The following is a 17,196-nucleotide window of genomic DNA, read 5'->3' on the forward strand; positions in this document are numbered from 1 at the left end:
GTCAGTGTGATCGGTGGTTCTCCGGATTAACAGATGCTGATTCTTTGGCGCTTACTCTGAATCTATCCACCGCTTCAGTGGTCCAATTTCCGTTGGCAGTGGCTTATCCCAAGTCCATTTTAGGTAGTGAGAAGCCTCCGGGGTCTGAATGTAGAACGAATTGGATGCGACTATTTGCTGGTCAGGGGTGTCTGTCGGATCAACTGAAACAAATAGTAGTTCAGCATTGTCTTCCGGGCCAGTGCTCAAAAATTGACCTTTCAGGGTGCGCCCTAGGGCGTCTTGAACAGTAATTTCTGGTGGGCTAGAGGAAATGAAGTTGCTTTTTACTACTGGTAGTGAGGCTGTGGTGTCGAACTGCTCTGGCTCGTTGTCACCTCGAGCAATTTTCTTAATCGACGTTAGAAACGGCAAAGGTTCAGATGAATTTTGTAATTGGGAAACGGCGGCTGAAATTGCATTGGTGACTTCGGAGAAACTCGCTCCTTCATGGGAGAGCCTAGCTTTCACTAGCTCCATGAGTGCAGACACCGTTTGCCACTTTTGACGCTCGATGCTGTTTATCGTGAGGTACCTGGAAGCTTCGGCAATATTGCGGTCTACATGCGTGCCGTAGTGGACCATTCGCTCTGCCGCCTGGAACATCAACCAAAGTCTTAGAGTTTGAAGCCAATGCCTCTCTATTGAGATGTCTCGACTCGCATCAAGATGCTGAACCACAAGTGCTGCTAATGAGGTAGGGTTTCGTCGTACCTTAAAACGTCTTTTAATGCTTGTGGGATCCGACCCAACGTGAAGTGGAGGGTATAGCCCTTCCATTTCAGGTGCTAATCTCAGATCGTAGGTGAAGTCAACTACCTTCTTGATGAGGCTGTTCGTTGTCCAGCCATTCAATATTTTCACCGACTCGGGTTTGTTAAGCTCCACATAAAAATTGCCAAAACTTGGGTCGGTAGCAGACATACCGAAGATGGCGTAGAGGATCCAAAACTCAGAAGTTTGCTCATTGGCATCAGCCCATTCGTATAGTGGCAGGTAAGGTGGCTCTAGCCTTACGGTCATTTTGGGCTCATGATTATTGTGGGCCTTGTGCCCAAGGTTGGAGTTGTTAATGGTCATAAATTGGTGTAATGTCCGCCACCTTAGTTAGACAGGAAGTCTAACAGTAGTGGGGTTTGAGTCAATTAATGACATTTTTCCACACAAGATAGTGTGGAGGTAGCATCAGTCTCATAACCAAATCCTGCCCCCGCTACCAAATTAAAAGAACCCGGTTGGTTAATTCCAACCGAGTTTTTTGTTGGGCGAAGAAGCGGTCTGGTAGCTCGTCGGGCTCAGCTCTTTATCCGGCGCAGCCGCTGAAGGTCGAAGGTTCAAATCCTGCCCCCGCTACCAAATTTCAAGAGGCAGATCGGGTAAAACTGATCTGCCTTTTTTGTTGCGTGAAGACGAGGTCTGGTAGCTCGTCGGGCTCAGCTTTCTATCCGGCGCAGCCGCTGAAGGTCGTAGGTTCAAATCCTGCCCCCGCTACCAAATTAAAAGAACCCGGTTGGTTAATTCCAACCGGGTTTTTTGTTGGGCGAAGAAGCGGTCTGGTAGCTCGTCGGGCTCAGCTCTCTATCGGCGCAGTGACCTTCCAGGCATGGGAGGGCTTGCCGACATGAAACCCCTGCGCATACTGGACGCCCAGTTCCTGCAGGCAGTCCAGGGCTTCCTGGTTGTCAACGAACTCCCCCACGAGTTCCAGGTTGTAACTTTTTGCCACGGCGACCATGGAACTGACAATGGCCTGATGTTTCGGGTTGTTGGCCACATCGCTGATAAACTGGCCGTCCAGTTTCAGCACATTGACCTCGAACTGATTCAGATACTCGAAACTGGCCAGGCCGGTGCCAAAATCGTCAATGGCCACATTGAGACCCAGGCGTCTCATCCCGCCAATGTTGCTGGTTGCTGTTGCTTTGTCTGTAACCAGTTCCGTTTCGGTGATTTCGATCCCCAGATTGGTCGCAGCAATGGCGTAGTGCTCCAGCCGTTCGCCAAGCCACGGCACCAGATTGGGGTCGCCCAGAGTGGCGCCAGATATATTGATGTTGATACAGGCTCTGTCTTCAAGGCTGTCATGCATCTGTTCAAACTGGGCAAAGGTTTGCGCCAACACTGCCCTGTCGAATTCGGTGAGGTAGTTGAAATCATTGAACAGCGGAAGAAACAGTCCGGGCGAAACCAGTTGATCATCAATCCGCAGGCGCGCCAGTACTTCTGCCTTGCTCGCCAGGCCGCTGGTCAGAGCGCGGATGGGTTGTAGCCACAATTCCAGGCCACCTTGCTCCACAGCCGAGCGATACTTCTGGAACTGCAGAATGCGCCGTTCTGCATCAAATTCATACGGTTGCTCCCGCTCCACTTCAATGCGCAGATTGGGCAGTTGAACGGCACGCGCCCAGAGTTCATTGAGTCGACTCAGGTTGTCTGTCATGTCCCCGCTCAACTGGGTAATGCCAGCCAGCGCGCCGTCCAGGGTGAAGCGGGTTTGTCCGAGTTCCATTTCGACCTGCAGCAATGCAACCAGGTTGTCGTCCGAGAGTCCGGCAGATGGAGCAACAGCCAGAATGGTCAGGTCACTGAGTTTGGCAATCTGAGCATTCGGAACCCTCTGACCCAGCAATGTAATCAGGCGTGTCTCCATGGCGCTGATTTTTTCCCAACTGAGACTCCTCTGGTAGATTTCCTTGTTCACCGGTCTGTAAAGCAGCGCCCCGAAACCGTCCAGAGACCTCTGTGTCTCGGCCCAGCGGATCAATCCGCGTTCGTTCATGGCGGGTGCTCTGTTGTCGTGCAGCGAGAGCCACTCGGCTCGCTCCAGCGCCCGGTCCCTGTCAACCCGCATTCCCTGCAGCATATCCAGGGTCAGGTACACGGCGGCCATCAGCAGCGTCAGAGGTGCCATTTCAGCGACGGTATTGACCGCGGCGTAGCCCCCCAGGCCAAAGAAAGCCATGGTAAAATAGCCCAGGAAGATCAGCAGCATGCAATGAGACAGGGTGGGGCGGTTGGCGGTCTGGGCGGTCCAGGTCAGGAAAGGAAGAACCAGAAACAGCGCGGTTTGCGCATAGGTCTCAAGACCAACCCAGACCAGCAATGGGCTGATGAGAACAAGGGCTGCGGTAACGGCCAGATAGCGCCAGTCGATGCGGTGTTCACGTCTTAGCCATTGACTCAAAATGGGCAGAAAAACCAGAGTTCCAGCCAGGTCACTCAGCAAATAGACCAGAAATGCTGCCGCCAGCACCAGGCCGCCTTCTGTGCCGGTTGCCCATAAAATGAGGGTGCCGATCGAGGCTGAGGGCGCCAGAGAGTAAACAACTATCCGGGCCAGGTCGAGCAATCGCTGGGTGGGAATGGAAGCTGCTGGCGCCTGGTGTTTGGTCATCCGGTGGTAGAGCAGCGGGCCTGCCAGAGTCAGCAGGTTCAGTGTGCCCAGCCACCAGCCCAGAGGCCCGAATACACCCCATAACCAAAGACCCAGTGCGACCGACCAGAAAAGGTGGGGTCGGTTTGCCAGCGTGGCAATGGCAAAGGCAGTTGTGGGCCAAAAGAGATAAGCATCTGCGTCAACCGGGGACACCTGCTTGGTCAGCAGCAACGCCAGCAGCAAAAACAGCAAAACCAGCAAATGCTGGCTCAGGATGGCAGCCCTGTTGGGCTGCATTGGAATGCTTGTCTCGGTCATGCTGTTATTACGTCGCAACCTACCGATTGGCTCAATCTATCGATTGAGCATTGCGCAATTACGCCGCCTGCATCGATTGGTCCAGCCTGGCGAAGGCCTGTTCCAGATCGGCTACGATATCGGCGCAGGTTTCGAGACCGACCGACAGTCTAACCAGGTCATCATGGATGCCGTGTTCGGCGCGCTCCTCGGGGCTGAGCACCGAGTGGGTCATGCTGGCCGGGTGCTGGATGAGGCTCTCGGTATCGCCCAGTGAAACCGCGCGGCGGATCAGGTTGAGGTTGTTCATCAGCGACTGCCCTGCCTCCACACCGCCGTTGATGTCGAAGGCCATGATGGCACTGAATCCGGTCATTTGCCGTTTGGCCAGTTCATGCTGGGGGAAGCTTTCCAGTCCGGGGTAATGGACACGCTCGACACCAGGCTGGGCTTCCAGCCAGCGAGCGACTGCCATGGCGTTTTTACTCTGGCGCTCCATGCGCACTTCCAGCGTCTTGAGTCCGCGCATCAGCAGAAACGCCGTAAAAGGCGACATGACGGCACCCGTGTAATCCTTTAGCCCGGTCAGGCGGATGCTGGCCATGTCTTCCGCACTGCCCACCAGCACGCCGGCAACAAGATCCCCGTGGCCCCCCAGATACTTGGTTGCCGAATGCACCACAAAATCCGCTCCCAACTCGATGGGGCGGGTATTGACCGGGGTGGCATAGGTGTTGTCCACCGCCACTCGAGCGCCGTGTTTCTGCGCTATTGTCGCTACAGCCTGAATGTCCACCAGATCCATGGTGGGGTTGGCCGGGGTTTCGAAGTAGACCACCTTTGTTCGGTCGCTGATGGCGCCTTCCAGATTGGTGGGATCAGAGAGGTCCACATGCCGGACCCGGATGCCAAATTCAGCGAGCCCATGATGAAAGAAAGCATAGGTGCAGCCGTAGAGTGTGGTGTCGGTGATCAGTTCATCGCCCGGGCGCAGGATGCTCCACATCAGTGCCGTAATGGCGCCCATGCCGGAAGCAAAGCCAAGCGCGGCCTCGGCGCCTTCGAGGGCGGCCATGCGCTTTTCCAGCAGCTCCACGGTAGGGTTGGAGATGCGAGAGTAGAAGTGACCGGCTTCTTCCCCGGCAAAAATCGCAGCGCCTTGTTCCGCGCTGTCGAACGTAAAGGTGGAGGTCAGGTGCACGGGCGGAGTCAGTGCTCCCTGCTCGTCCTGCGGTTCATAGCCGTAATGGATGGCTCGGGTGGCGAACCCTGTGGTCTTGTCTGCTGACATGGGGCCTCCGGTATTGCCAGGGAGAAACCTTCATTCTATGCTCATGAGGGCGCTATTTTATTGCAAAATATAGCGAAACCTTTAATAAAACTAGCATTTTATGCCAATAGGGCCTGCGATGGACAAGATTGATCGCAAGATACTGCACGAACTGCAACTGAACGGTCGCCTGAGCAACCAGGATCTGGCCGAACGGGTCAATCTGTCGCCCTCACCTTGTTTGCGGCGCGTCCGACAACTGGAGGCGCGGGGTGTCATTCGCGGCTACACAGCCGTCGTCGACCAGGAAGCCTGCGGCTACCCCATCACCGTATTCATCCGCATTACCCTTGAAAGACACAATGTGGAAACCATCAACGAGTTCGAGCAGCGGATTGGCGAGATTGATGAAATTCTGGAGTGCTTCCTGATGACCGGGCAACGTGACTATCTGCTGCGCCTGGTGACGCCCAGCCTCGCCGAATACGAGCGTTTCGTGCGCAAGACGCTGCAAACGATTCCCGGCATCGGATCCATCGACAGCAGCTTTGCGTACGGTGTGGTCAAGAGGGCTGCCGAGCTTCCGACCGGTTAGACGGGGCTGATTGCCTCTGTCTCGAACGGCACTGTGGTATCCTGACACTCTTTGCTCAGAAAGGACATTTGATGACCGATACACTCTCGACACTTCAGAACCATCGCTCCATTCGCAAGTTCACCGACGAGCCTGTTCCTCAGGAGCATCTCGAGGCCTATATCCGTGCCGGTCAGGCGGCGGCCACCTCAAGCTTCATTCAGGCCACCACGGTGATACAGGTCAACGCGCAAGACCAGCGGGAGCAAATGGCGGAATGGGCCGGTAACCAGGCTTACATCGTCAGTGCACCGGTGTTTCTGGTGTTCTGTGCCGACATGCGCCGCCATGAACTGGTGTGCGACATGCACCAGGCCGAGATGTTGAGCGGCTTCACCGAGCAGTTCATGACCGCCACTATTGATGTTGCTCTGTTTGCCCAGAATGTGGTCGTAGCGGCAGAGGCGGATGGTCTCGGCATCTGCTATATCGGCGGGCTGCGCAACAATCCGGACAAGGTGTCCACCGCGCTGGAACTGCCCGAACTGGTGTACCCGGTGTTTGGCCTTTGTATCGGTCATCCGGATCAGAACCCGGAGGTAAAGCCTCGTCTGCCCCTGTCGGTGGTGCTCAAGCAGGATCGCTACGAGGATGGTGCGGATGCGGACACCATCCGTGACTATGATGCTGCAGTGTGGCACTACTACGAGACGCGCACCGGTGGCAACAAGTCCATGACCTGGAGTGAACAGATCTCCGGTATGTTGAAGAAGGAAGCGCGACCCCATATGCTGCCGTTTCTGCAGCAACGAGGCTTCTTGAGGCGATAGAAGACAGCGAGCCGACTTGTATTTTCTCGTGGTGGCCATTATATTAGTAAAAGCTAAAATAATGCGGCTCGCCGCAAGGAGTGACCATGATCTTCCGCCAGCTTTATGATGCCACCTCGTCGACCTATACCTACCTGCTGGCCGACGAGAAAACCCGGGAAGCGCTCTATATCGACCCGGTTTTCGAACATCAGCAACGCGACCTTGCGCTGCTTGAAGAACTGGGCCTGACACTCAAACTGGTGCTGGATACCCATGTGCATGCCGATCATGTCACAGCGGCCTGGGCACTGAAGCAGAAAACAGGAGCGAAGATCGGGTCTGCTGCTGTCAACCAGGTTGAGGATGTGGATTATCCGCTGAATGACGGAGACATCATCGGCGTAGGTTCGATCAAACTTGAAGTGCGGGCAACACCGGGACACACCAGTGGCTGTCTGACCTATGTAACTCAGGATCAGCACATGGCTTTTACCGGCGATACGGTGCTGATTCGGGGCTGCGGACGCAGCGATTTCCAGCAGGGCAATGCAGCGACCCTCTATCAATCGATTACCGAACAGATCTTTTCGCTGCCGGACGATTGTCGCATCTACCCGGCGCATGACTACAACGGCCGGACTCGGTCCACTGTGGCTGAAGAAAAGGCGCACAATCCACGTGTCGGCGGCGGCGCCAACGAGCAGGATTTCGTGCGTTACATGGAAGCCATGCGTCTGCCCCACCCGAAGAAGATCGACGAGGCGCTGCCGGCGAATCTGCGCAGCGGTCGGCCCGAGGATGGCCAATTGCCCCCTGAGCCCGATTGGGCGCCGGTGAGACTAACCTTCGCCGGCGTGCCGGAAGTCGAGCCTGTCTGGGTGGTCGAGCATCGTGATCAGGTGACCCTGCTGGATGTGCGCGAACCGAATGAAATCGCCGAGCCAGGAGAGCAACTGGCCGGTGCCGTGACGATTCCGGTGGGAGAGCTTCATGACCGGGTGGCCGAAGTGCCCACTGACAAGCCCATCGTGGCGCTGTGCCGGTCCGGACGGCGCTCTTCCATGGCAGTGAATATCCTGCGTCAGAGTGGCGTGGACAGGGTGGCGAACATTCGCGGCGGTCGCCTGCGCTGGAAGGAGCAGGGCCTGGACTAGTCCTGGCAGTCACCGGCCGTCAATTCCTCTTGCCAGTCGCGGCATTGAAATCGTCATCCCGGCGGTGCTGATCACGGCCACCAATATGGCGCAGACTGGTCAATGTGGCATAGTGTCGGCTTTCGAGAATGTGCCGTTCGTGAGGAAGTCCCATGCCTGATCAGATCGATGCCCTGTATGCCCGTCACTTGGAAACCCTGCAGGCTCGCTACCGCGAGGTACTGACTCAGGCCGGTATTCATCAGGCGGTGATCACGGCCGGCGATCTTCAGATGCGCTACGAAGATGACCAGGCGCACCCCTTCAAACCCTATCCGCTGGCCCAGCAGTGGCTACCCTTTGTGCCGCCACCGGGCACCTTCGTCATCGTGACGGTGGATGCGCCGCCGATGCTGCTGTTTCCCGCCCAGAAGGATTTCTGGCATCTGACGCCCCAGCTCATGGAAGGCCCCTGGCGCAAGCACTGGCGAATCCAGGAATGGCAGACTGATGTCACCGCCGGTTTGCGTGACCTGACCGGTGCTGTCGTTGCCTGGCTTGGCCCGCAAACCCGGGGTTTGGACGTGCTCGGCGAATCGGCAGCACTCAACCCTGCGGCTGTGCTCAGCCCGTTGCACTATGCACGCGCCGTCAAGACCGACTGGGAAATTCACTGTCTCGAACAGGCGTCCCGGTCTGCCGTGGCTGGCCATCGGGCTGCGGCGGAAGCATTTCATGCCGGGCAGCCGGAAGCCCTGATTCATCATGCCTATCTGTCGGCCAGTCGCCAGGTGGCGGAAGACGAGCCCTACCACAGCATCATCGGGCTGAATGAAGCGGCCGCAACGCTGCACTATGAGCGGCGGCGGTTCGAGGCGCCCGCGGAACATCGCACCCTGTTGATTGATGCGGGAGCCCAGTATCTGGGCTATGCCAGTGACATCACACGCACCACGACCAGCGATAGGGGCCTGTTTGCCGAGTTGCTGCAGCAGGTCGATGCACTGCAACAGGTGCTGTGCCGAAGAGCAGTAGCAGGCATCCGGTATCCGGATCTGCACGACGATACCCTGCGCGGCATTGCCACCATTCTCCATGACTCGGGTTTGTGCCGTCATGATGTCGACACGCAACTGGCACACCGCATTCCCCAGGTGTTTTTCCCGCATGGCCTGGGGCACCTGCTGGGGTTGCAGGTGCACGATGTAGGCGGCCACTGGCAATCACCTCAGGCGGACGTGCAGCGTCCGCCGGAACACGCACCGGCACTGCGCCTGACTCGCATTCTGGAAGCAGGCATGGCGCTGACCATCGAGCCGGGCCTCTATTTCATTCCCATGCTGCTCGACCGGATGGTGAAGGACAACGCCGACCACGGCTGCGACCTTGGTCTGATCGAATCGCTGCGACCTTTTGGAGGCATCCGGATCGAGGACAACCTGATCATCGGTGACGGCAAGAGCCGCAACCTCACGCGTGAGGCGTTCGCCCTGTAGGCTGTGCCTGATCTGTAGGCCAACGACGTGAGTCGTGCCCGGCGGCGCCAGCCGCCGCAATGGCAACCAGGTTTTACACTCCCGCGCCTTTGCTGGCCGCTTAGTTTGTCACTCTGGCTGGACAGCCAGCACGCCTTGCACAAGTCTATAGAGACAACCATAACAACGGGAAGGCGCACTGGTCATGAGTGTATTCAGTCATCCGGAATTTGATCACCACGAGCATCTGAGTTTTGTTCACGACGAGGCCAGCGGCCTGCGCGCCATAATGGCCGTGCACAATACCCGCCTGGGCCACGCCCTGGGCGGAACGCGATTTTATCCCTATGCGACTGATGAAGAAGCCATCCGGGATGTGCTCCGCCTTTCGCGGGGCATGACCTACAAGAGTGCCATGGCCCGGCTGCCGCTGGGCGGCGGCAAGTCCGTCATCATCGGCGATCCGCGCAAGGACAAGACCAAAGAGCTGCTGCATGCCTTCGGACGCGGCCTGAATGCCCTGGGTGGGCGCTACATCGCAGCCGAAGACTCGGGTACCACCTCGGAGGACATGAAATGCATCCACCAGGTCACCGAATATGTGACCGGCTATCATGACAAAGTGGACTTCGAAGGTCGGACCCACTCCGGTGAGCCTTCGCCGGCCACCGCCTATGGCTGCTATATGGCCATTCGCGCCGCCGTGGAGCATCATCTGGGCAAGGACTCGCTGAATGGGCTGACCGTCGGTATCCAGGGCATGGGCAGTGTCGGCTACCGCCTCGGACGGCTGCTGGTGGGCGGTGGTGCCCGCTTGATTGTCGCCGACGTCAATGAATCAGTGCTGGCGGAGGCGCGCCAGGAACTCGATGCCGAGGTGGTTTCCACCGAAGACATCTATGATCAGCCGATGGATGTGTTTTCACCCTGTGCACTGGGTGCCACCATCAATCAGGAAACCTTGCAGCGTCTGCAGGCCAGCATCATCGCCGGTGCGGCCAACAATCAACTCGATCGGCCCGAGACCGGGCAGGTACTGTTCGATCGTGGCATCTGCTATGCGCCGGATTATGTGGTCAATGCCGGCGGCGTTATTGATGTGTATTATGAGCAGTCCGGCCAGTATGATCCGGAACGGGTTCAGCGGCATGTGGGGGGTATCCACAGCACACTGACCGAGATTTTTGAGCGCTCGCAGCGGGAAAAGAAGCCCACCAGCGAGATTGCCGACACCATAGCCCGGGAGCGATTGCGCTGAACGATACTGCTGACTCGATTCGACTGACACAACTGCGGGCCGGCCCGCTGAGCATACCGGACTGGACGCTGGCGCCGGGCGAACACTGGACGGTGCTGGGCGGGGTGGGCAGTGGCAAGAGTCTGCTTTCACGCCTGCTCACGGGTGAGAGCGCGCCGGATGCAGGCCAGCTCCAGGGCCTGCCCGAGCGGGCCATCTGGCTGTCGCTCGAGCAGCAGCAAGACCTCTATGAACGTGAACTGTCCCGCGACGAAACGGACCTGACCGATATTCCGGATCAGGGCACTCCGGTTCGTGAATTGCTGACAGAAATCAACACCGATCCGGCAGCAGTGGCAGCAACGGCGGAATTGCTGGGGCTGACCCGCTTGCTGGATCGCGGCTACCGACTGCTCAGTTCCGGCGAAGGCCGTCGCGTCATGCTCGGCCGGGCTCTGCTGGCAAAGCCGGATCTTTTGCTGCTGGAGGAGCCCTTCGAAGGCCTTGATGCCGCCAGCCATGTCGAGCTCAGCGCCGCCCTGGGTGAACTGGCCGCCACCGGCTGGCGTTTGATACTGCTGGTGGGTCAGCGTCAGGATATCCCGGCCTGGGCCACCCACATCGCCTTGCTCGACCATTGCCGGCTGGCGTTGACCGGACCCGCCGAGGAAGTGCGTGCCCATCCCGACTGGCAGGCCACCACCGAACTGCTCCAGGCACCGGCGCCCGAGTTGCCGCCCCGGCAATCCGAGTTCCAGTTGCCGCACTGGCCGGCTGATGAGCCGCTGGTGCACCTGATCAACGGCCGAGTGGCCTATGGCGACACCCTGCAGTTCGAAGGCTTCGACTGGGCGCTGTATCCCGGCCAGCATACCCAGATCATGGGCCCCAATGGCTGCGGCAAATCGACGCTGCTCAAGCTGGTCAATGGCGACCATCCGCAGTGCTATGTGAATGACCTCACCGTGTTTGGCTATCGGCGCGGGCGCGGCGAGAGCATCTGGGATATCAAGAAACACCTGGGCTATGTCTCGACCGATCTACAGCGGGATTACCGGGTGTCGGGCAATGTAGTCACCGCCGTTATCTCCGGTCTGACTGATTCCATCGGGCTGTATCAGGCCACTGGTCAGCAGGAACTGGATCTGGCCCTGCAGTGGCTGGACTGTGTCGGTCTGGCCGACAAGGCGCGCCATTCCCTGCGCAGCCTGTCCTCCGGCGAGCAGCGCCTGGTGCTGATTGCCCGGGCGCTGATCAAGCAACCTCCGGTGCTGATACTGGATGAACCGACTCTGGGACTGGATGACCTCAACCGGTTCCGTGTGCTGGCTGTCGTGGAGCGGCTGCTGTGTGATGGCCCCACGACCCTGTTGTTCGTCAGCCATCGTCAGGACGAGCAACTGGCGCTGATTCGCCGGCGCCTGATCTTTGAACCCGCCTCTTCAGGGTGGCATATTCGACAAGAGGCGATGACAGAAGGAGAGGCCTGATGAGCTGGCTGATTGAACCTGAATCACTGCAGACTGAACTTGATTCTGAAAGCTTGTTGATTCTGGATTGCCGCTTTGACCTGACGAACCCGCTGGCGGGTCGTGAGCAGTATGCGGCCGGGCACATTCCCGGTGCCGTCTATGCGCATCTGGACGACGATCTGGCCGGACCCGTGGTGCCTGGCAGCACCGGTCGCCACCCCTTGCCGGAGCCCGACGCCTGGCAGGCTATTTTGCGCCAATGGGGCGTTGACGCCGAAACCCGTGCCGTGGTGTATGACGGCAGCAATGGCATGTTTGCCGCCCGTGCCTGGTGGATGCTGCGCTGGGCCGGCCTCAGAGATGTGCGGGTGCTCAATGGAGGCTTCAAGGGTTGGCTGGCGGTCAAGGGCGCCACCAGCATCGAAACCCCGCAGCCGGGGGCCGGGGGCATCGAAGTGGACTGCCCGCCGGATTGGACAGTAGGTGCCGACGACCTGATCGCCGATCTGTCTGCCTGGCATTTGCTGGATGCCCGAGCCTGGCCGCGTTTCAGCGGTGAAACCGAGCCTCTGGACCCCAAGGCCGGCCACATTCCAGGTGCGGTTTGCCTGGATTTTTCCCGCAACGTGGACAGTGAAGGGCGTTTCCTCCCTGTGCCGGCCCTGCGTCAGCGGTTTGCCGATGCAGGGCTGGTTAGCGGGCCGGAGCCCAGCAGCCCGGCCTGCAGCGCACCGCCACCAACCCCTGTCAGCTATTGTGGGTCCGGCGTAACGGCCTGCCACAATATCCTTGCCATGATGCTGGCGGGACTGTCACAACCCAAACTCTATCCCGGCTCCTGGAGCGAGTGGGTCACCGATGATCAGCGGCCGGTGGAACCCAGCCACTGACAGACTTCAGTCTTGCAGCGGCCTCCCGGCCAAAAAGTCTGGCCAGTTGGCCATATCGGGATTGTCCGCCCGAATCTGCTCCAGAAGAGCTTCCTGTTCAGAGGGGCTAATGCCCACAAAGCGCCGACTCTGTGTACCGTCCTCGCTGCGCACCACCAGGCGATAGGGGTACAGATTCAGATGGCCACTGCGGACAGTTGTGAAGCGGTTCAGACCGTGGTCGTTGACGCGATTGGTGTTGCGCGAACGGGAGTTCCAGCCGTTCAGGTTAAAGCGACCACCATTGTCCAGCACGATGATCTCGTACTCGACTCGGTTGCCCGGGCGCAGAAAGAAAGGCTTTCGCTCGCCGGTGTCCCGATTCTCGGCAAATATCTGATAATCCCACCAGATACTGTTGCCTGGGGCCGTGCTGGTTTGCATGGGAAATACCAGCAAGGCCACGTCGCCGTCAGGTTCTGAGGGCAGGGAACTGCAGGCTGACAGTGCGAACAGGGCGGAAGCGAGCAGAGCGGACAGTCGATAATACATGACGGTTATCCTTTTCGTTACAGCTGAATGGCGTACCTTGACGGTATCATGACATTAGCTTGTTAGCGTGGTTTTCGCACTCCAAAATTTAAAATAGCGAGACACTTTTCACATTAAGGCTCTGTTGCCCGGATAACCCGGACTGCAGGCAGGCCTGACCTCTCCGCCAGCCGGCCAATGACTGTGAAGGTATCGGGCAGGGTTGCGATATCGGACACTGCCGCCAGCAAGCCACCCGAGGTCTGCGGGTCCAACAGCAGATGACTGAGTGCCGGATCAATACCCGCATCGATCTGACAGTGGTTCAGGTAGGGCAGCAGGTGGGGAACCAGGCTCGATTGCCGGCCGACAGACAGCAGATCCAGAGCACCCGGCAAAACAGGCAGCGCATCGGCCTGCAGCTCGGCACGCAGCTGCGAGTCCTGCAGCATCTCCAACAGATGACCCAGCAAGCCAAATCCGGTGACATCGGTCACAGCGTTCGGCTGCTGTTGCTTCAGTGCCTGCCAGGCTTCCCGGTTCGACCGCAGCATGCTGTCCCAGGCGGCGGCCATCGAGCCGGCTGGCGCGTCGCCCGTCATGTCGGCGGCCAGAATAACTCCGGTGCCCAGGGGTTTGCTCAGCACCAGCCAGTCGCCGGGCCGGGCGCCGGTTTTGCGCCAGATTTCATTCGCAGCGACTTCACCATTGGCCGTTACCGACAGATGCGTCTCCAGGCCTTCCGTGCTGTGCCCACCGGCGAGCACACAGTCGTTGGCGACCAGGGCTTCGGCCACTCCACTCATCACCTGCCGGAAATCGCCCGCCTGCAGTCGTGCATGACCGAAGGCCAGATTGATCCAGACCTGCGCCGAGACCGGCGTTGCATTCATCGCATAGAGGTCGCTCAGGGCATGATGCACACTGACCTGTCCGACCCGGTAAAGGTCATCGGAAAAGGCCCGAAAGCCATCCACGCTCTGTACGATCTGCCGGCCGGGCGTCGGCGTCCACAGGCTGGCATCCTCGGCCTTGCCCAGCGCCGGCAGCACAGACTCTTTCTGTACCTGTGGCAGGTCCGCCAATGTGTCTTGCAGAAGGTCGGGCCCCAGCTTGCTGCCACAACCGGCACAGTGCATGGGGGCTGGCGATTCGTCGGTCTGCGCCATGCCGGGGTTGAATTCGTTTAGTGCGTCCATGAACCGGCGGTCAATGCGGTCCTTCCAGCGCCAGACCCAGCGGCCGGTACAGGCCAGACCGTTGCGGCTGCCGGTGGCTTGTTGGTCACCCAGTGACAGCAGGGATAGAAAGTGTCGCTGCAATCGCAGCGGTTCCAGTGGCTGCTGCCGGAACCAGCGCTCGATATTGTGATGCAGCGTCGGTGCCTGACGCACGGCATAAACACCCGCCTTGGGGCGGGGGTCTTCCACCATCTCGGCGACGTCGCCGGCGGCGAAGACTGTAGGATGCGAGGTCGACTGCAGATATTGGTTGACGGCGATGAACCCGCCATTGGCCGTATCCAGCCCGGCTTTGTCCGGCCAGTCCGGCGCTGACGCCGGCGTACAGAGCACGGTGCGGTCCAGGGCTATGGCCTGACCCGCTTCGAGTGTCACGCCGTCTGCCGTCACTGCGGCAACCCGTGCCCGGGCATGCAGGGTGATTCCCGCGGCCTTGAGTGCCCGCTCTGCGGCCTTGACCACACCCTTCGGATAGCCCGGCAGAACCTGTTCGCTGCTGAAAATCAGATGCACGCGCAGTCCGCTTTGGTCGCGCAGACGATGCGCCATGGCCAGCACCAGTTCCACGCCACCGGCACCGGCTCCGACCACCCCCCAGTGCATGGGCCGGCTCGATGACTGTTCCAGTTGGTTCAACAGCCGGGTCCATTCGTCATGAAAGTGGCTGACCGGCTTGACCCCAACGGCATGCTCGCGGGCCCCCGGCAGGTCAAGGTTCGGCGTGGACCCGGTGTCGAAACTGACCAGGTCATAGCGCAAATCAGGCCGCCCCTGAATCTGCAAGCGGTGGGCTTGCGGATCGAATCCGGTCAGTCGCCCCTCGACAAAGCGCACACCGCAACGCTGACAGAGTCTGTTGAGATCAATATGGGTTTCGTTGAAATGGTAGTGACCGGCCACCAGGCCGGGCAGCATGCCGGAATAGGGGGTCATGGCGCTTTCGGAGACCAGAGTCACCCGCACCCCAGGCACCGGGCGCATGCCCAGGCGACGTATCAGCAGAGCATGGGTGTGTCCGCCGCCGACCAATACCAGATCGCGCTCGGCCTCAGCAGCCGTCGGTCTCATGCGTGCAGCGCCCCATCCTGTTCGGCCAGCCAGGCCAGGACTTCGTCGTGCGTGCCGGTAAACGCCAGTGGACGTTGATAGCGGGTCAGCTGGTACTGATACATGGGGTCATAATAGTCCTGCAGTAGCGAGCGGATGATGTCATCGAAACCGCTCCAGTCGTCGTGGTCACGCAGTGCAGCAACCGCTTGCGGGACAGAGGCGAGCAACGCCTGATGGCGGGCACCGCCAAGACGCTTGCGGATACGGGTCAGGTTGTCACCTATGTAGGTCGCCACCTGTTCCCAGCAGTGTTCAGGCTCGGTGTCCTGATAGTGCCGCACAATGGTCATCACATAGTCTTCGCGCAACCGCTGCACGCGCTCCTGCAGGGACGCCTGCACGCGAACCTCGGGTGCGGTCTGTAACAGGGTCTGCAGTTCCGGCGACAGAAAGATGCGACCAATCAGGCGGGACTCGTCTTCCAGCAGCAATGGCGCAGAACTGTTGTTGCGGCGGCGCAGCCAGTCAATGGTCAGTGCATGCTCCCAGTCAATCTGGCTGGGCTGCGGAACGAACTCGCGACCAAAGGCGCTGCCCTTGTGCCGGGCCAGCCCTTCCAGGTCAATGCTGTGTGGCCAGGCGTGAATCACCTCCGTCTTGCCGCTGCCGGTCGGGCCGGCGAGAGTGCGGATATTCCCCTGGGCGATCAGCGCCTGCAACTGGTCCAGCAGAAAACGCCGCAATGCCTTGTAGCCGCCCTTGACCAGCGGATAATCCAGACCTTCAGCCTGTAGCCATTCCTGCGTAGTGCGCGAACGCAACCCACCACGGAAACAATACAGGGCGCCTTCAGGGTGCTGCTCGATAAAACCGGCCCAGGCGTCAAGGCGGGCTTGCTTGATGTCGGGTGTGGCCAGTTCAATACCCAGCGCAATGGCCGCTTCCTCGCCGGCCTCGGCATACCGCAGACCGACCTGATGGCGCTGCTCGTCATCCAGCAGCGGCAGATTCTGTGCGGCCGGAAAGGCACCACGCGTGAATTCCACCGGCGCGCGCACATCCATCAGCGGGCGGCCCTGCAGCAGCAAATCAGCGAAGTCTCGGGGATGGATGATCATGGTGAACCATTACTTCAGACAAGCCGGCATTATGGTGTGGGTGAGCGGTGGATTGCAATTCAGCAAACCAGTGGTTATCTTCCGCTGCGTTGTTTCTCGATCAACTCACGAGCCAACTGCATGCGTCTGAGTCAACGCCAGCACCGACATTCCGCGCCGCTCGCCTGGGTGGCCTGGCTGTTGCTGGTGTGGGCGCATATCGTGCATCCAGTGCACAGCGCGCAACTGCTGACGGCCCCTGAACCTTCGAACATCACCCAGATCGAGCAGTCCGCCGAGCACGAATCGCACTCGATTGCGCGCGGCCCCTATGACTGCCCGCATCATGCCGAACACCAAGACTCCGGCCACGAACACGTTGCGGTCAACCACCATCAAGCGCATGCCGAATCGGCTCATGATCATGACCTTTCTGCCCACTACTGTCCGCACTGCACCGTCGCGGGCCTGTTCTGGCTGCCTGCCTCCGACTCCTCTCATCCCCCAATACTGCAGCAAAGTGCAGGCGAACAGCTTCTGCCTGCCACGCCCTTGCTGTTATCCAGCTTTTCCCATCCTCAGCAGCCGCGGGCGCCGCCGGTCTAATACTGCGGTCGTTCCTGCATGGCCCAACTCTCGATTTGCCTGTGTCGGGTAAACCGGCCTGCAGACACGCAAAAAACGTCATCCATGACAGCTCGACTGCGCACATCCCTGTGCGCA

The 17,196-nt window shown here is 59.3% G+C and carries 15 protein-coding genes; 8 read left to right on the forward strand and 7 right to left on the reverse strand.

The annotated features are described in order from the left end of the window. Positions 1–51: 51 nt before the first annotated feature. The 3 genes from LAT62_RS11735 to LAT62_RS11745 form a co-directional block, all read right to left on the reverse strand. Positions 52–1,119, reverse strand: coding sequence for a hypothetical protein (locus LAT62_RS11735; RefSeq protein ID WP_293383855.1), 1,068 nt, complete (start codon positions 1,117–1,119; stop codon positions 52–54). Positions 1,120–1,609: 490 nt separating this feature from the next. Then, a complete protein-coding gene (locus tag LAT62_RS11740; protein ID WP_293383858.1) occupies positions 1,610–3,733 on the reverse strand; it encodes an EAL domain-containing protein in 2,124 nt (707 codons plus the stop codon). Between the two features lie 58 nt (positions 3,734–3,791). After that, positions 3,792–5,003: a methionine gamma-lyase gene (locus tag LAT62_RS11745; protein ID WP_293383861.1), complete on the reverse strand. Its 1,212-nt coding sequence runs from the start codon at positions 5,001–5,003 to the stop codon at positions 3,792–3,794. Between the two features lie 118 nt (positions 5,004–5,121). Between LAT62_RS11745 and LAT62_RS11750 the strand changes: the two genes are divergently transcribed. The 3 genes from LAT62_RS11750 (at position 5,122) to LAT62_RS11760 (ending at position 7,522) form a co-directional block, all read left to right on the forward strand. Next, the gene (locus LAT62_RS11750; protein ID WP_293383864.1) at positions 5,122–5,577 is read left to right on the forward strand and encodes an Lrp/AsnC family transcriptional regulator; all 456 of its coding nucleotides are present in this window, start codon (positions 5,122–5,124) and stop codon (positions 5,575–5,577) included. A 71-nt stretch (positions 5,578–5,648) separates the two neighbouring features. Beyond that, positions 5,649–6,386 carry an oxygen-insensitive NADPH nitroreductase gene (gene nfsA, locus LAT62_RS11755; RefSeq protein WP_293383867.1) on the forward strand — a complete coding sequence of 246 codons (738 nt, stop codon included), beginning with the start codon at positions 5,649–5,651 and terminating at the stop codon, positions 6,384–6,386. Positions 6,387–6,472: 86 nt separating this feature from the next. Continuing rightward, a complete protein-coding gene (locus LAT62_RS11760; protein ID WP_293383870.1) occupies positions 6,473–7,522 on the forward strand; it encodes an MBL fold metallo-hydrolase in 1,050 nt (349 codons plus the stop codon). A 19-nt stretch (positions 7,523–7,541) separates the two neighbouring features. On the opposite strand, the gene LAT62_RS11765 is transcribed toward LAT62_RS11760, so the two are convergent. Then, positions 7,542–7,676: a hypothetical protein gene (locus LAT62_RS11765; RefSeq protein WP_293383873.1), complete on the reverse strand. Its 135-nt coding sequence runs from the start codon at positions 7,674–7,676 to the stop codon at positions 7,542–7,544. Between LAT62_RS11765 and pepQ the strand changes: the two genes are divergently transcribed. The 4 genes from pepQ (at position 7,675) to LAT62_RS11785 (ending at position 12,575) form a co-directional block, all read left to right on the forward strand. Continuing rightward, entirely contained in the window at positions 7,675–8,997 is a 1,323-nt protein-coding gene (gene pepQ, locus LAT62_RS11770; protein WP_293383876.1) for a Xaa-Pro dipeptidase, read from the forward strand. The genes LAT62_RS11765 and pepQ overlap by 2 nt on opposite strands. Positions 8,998–9,181: 184 nt before the next feature. Then, positions 9,182–10,234: a Glu/Leu/Phe/Val dehydrogenase gene (locus tag LAT62_RS11775; protein WP_293383879.1), complete on the forward strand. Its 1,053-nt coding sequence runs from the start codon at positions 9,182–9,184 to the stop codon at positions 10,232–10,234. A gap of 68 nt (positions 10,235–10,302) precedes the next feature. Then, positions 10,303–11,703, forward strand: coding sequence for an ATP-binding cassette domain-containing protein (locus LAT62_RS11780; RefSeq protein ID WP_293383897.1), 1,401 nt, complete (start codon positions 10,303–10,305; stop codon positions 11,701–11,703). Then, complete coding sequence (locus LAT62_RS11785; protein ID WP_293383882.1) at positions 11,703–12,575, forward strand: sulfurtransferase; 873 nt, start codon at positions 11,703–11,705, stop codon at positions 12,573–12,575. Before LAT62_RS11780 ends, LAT62_RS11785 begins: the two co-directional genes overlap by 1 nt. Before the next feature lie 6 nt (positions 12,576–12,581). Here the strand turns inward: LAT62_RS11785 and LAT62_RS11790 are convergent, their stop codons facing one another. From LAT62_RS11790 to mnmH, 3 genes are all read right to left on the reverse strand, one after another. Further along, on the reverse strand, positions 12,582–13,106 hold the full coding sequence (locus tag LAT62_RS11790; protein ID WP_293383885.1) for a hypothetical protein: 525 nt from the start codon (positions 13,104–13,106) through the stop codon (positions 12,582–12,584). 113 nt (positions 13,107–13,219) lie between these two features. Then, the gene (gene selD, locus LAT62_RS11795; protein WP_293383888.1) at positions 13,220–15,394 is read right to left on the reverse strand and encodes a selenide, water dikinase SelD; all 2,175 of its coding nucleotides are present in this window, start codon (positions 15,392–15,394) and stop codon (positions 13,220–13,222) included. Next, positions 15,391–16,494 carry a tRNA 2-selenouridine(34) synthase MnmH gene (gene mnmH / locus LAT62_RS11800; RefSeq protein WP_293383891.1) on the reverse strand — a complete coding sequence of 368 codons (1,104 nt, stop codon included), beginning with the start codon at positions 16,492–16,494 and terminating at the stop codon, positions 15,391–15,393. Before mnmH ends, selD begins: the two co-directional genes overlap by 4 nt. 120 nt (positions 16,495–16,614) lie before the next feature. Here mnmH and LAT62_RS11805 point away from each other — a divergent pair, with 120 nt between their 5' ends. Next, positions 16,615–17,079: a hypothetical protein gene (locus LAT62_RS11805; RefSeq protein WP_293383894.1), complete on the forward strand. Its 465-nt coding sequence runs from the start codon at positions 16,615–16,617 to the stop codon at positions 17,077–17,079. Positions 17,080–17,196 lie beyond the last annotated feature (117 nt).

It is taken from the genome of Natronospirillum sp., assembly GCF_022565775.1.
Lineage (GTDB): Bacteria > Pseudomonadota > Gammaproteobacteria > Pseudomonadales > Natronospirillaceae > Natronospirillum.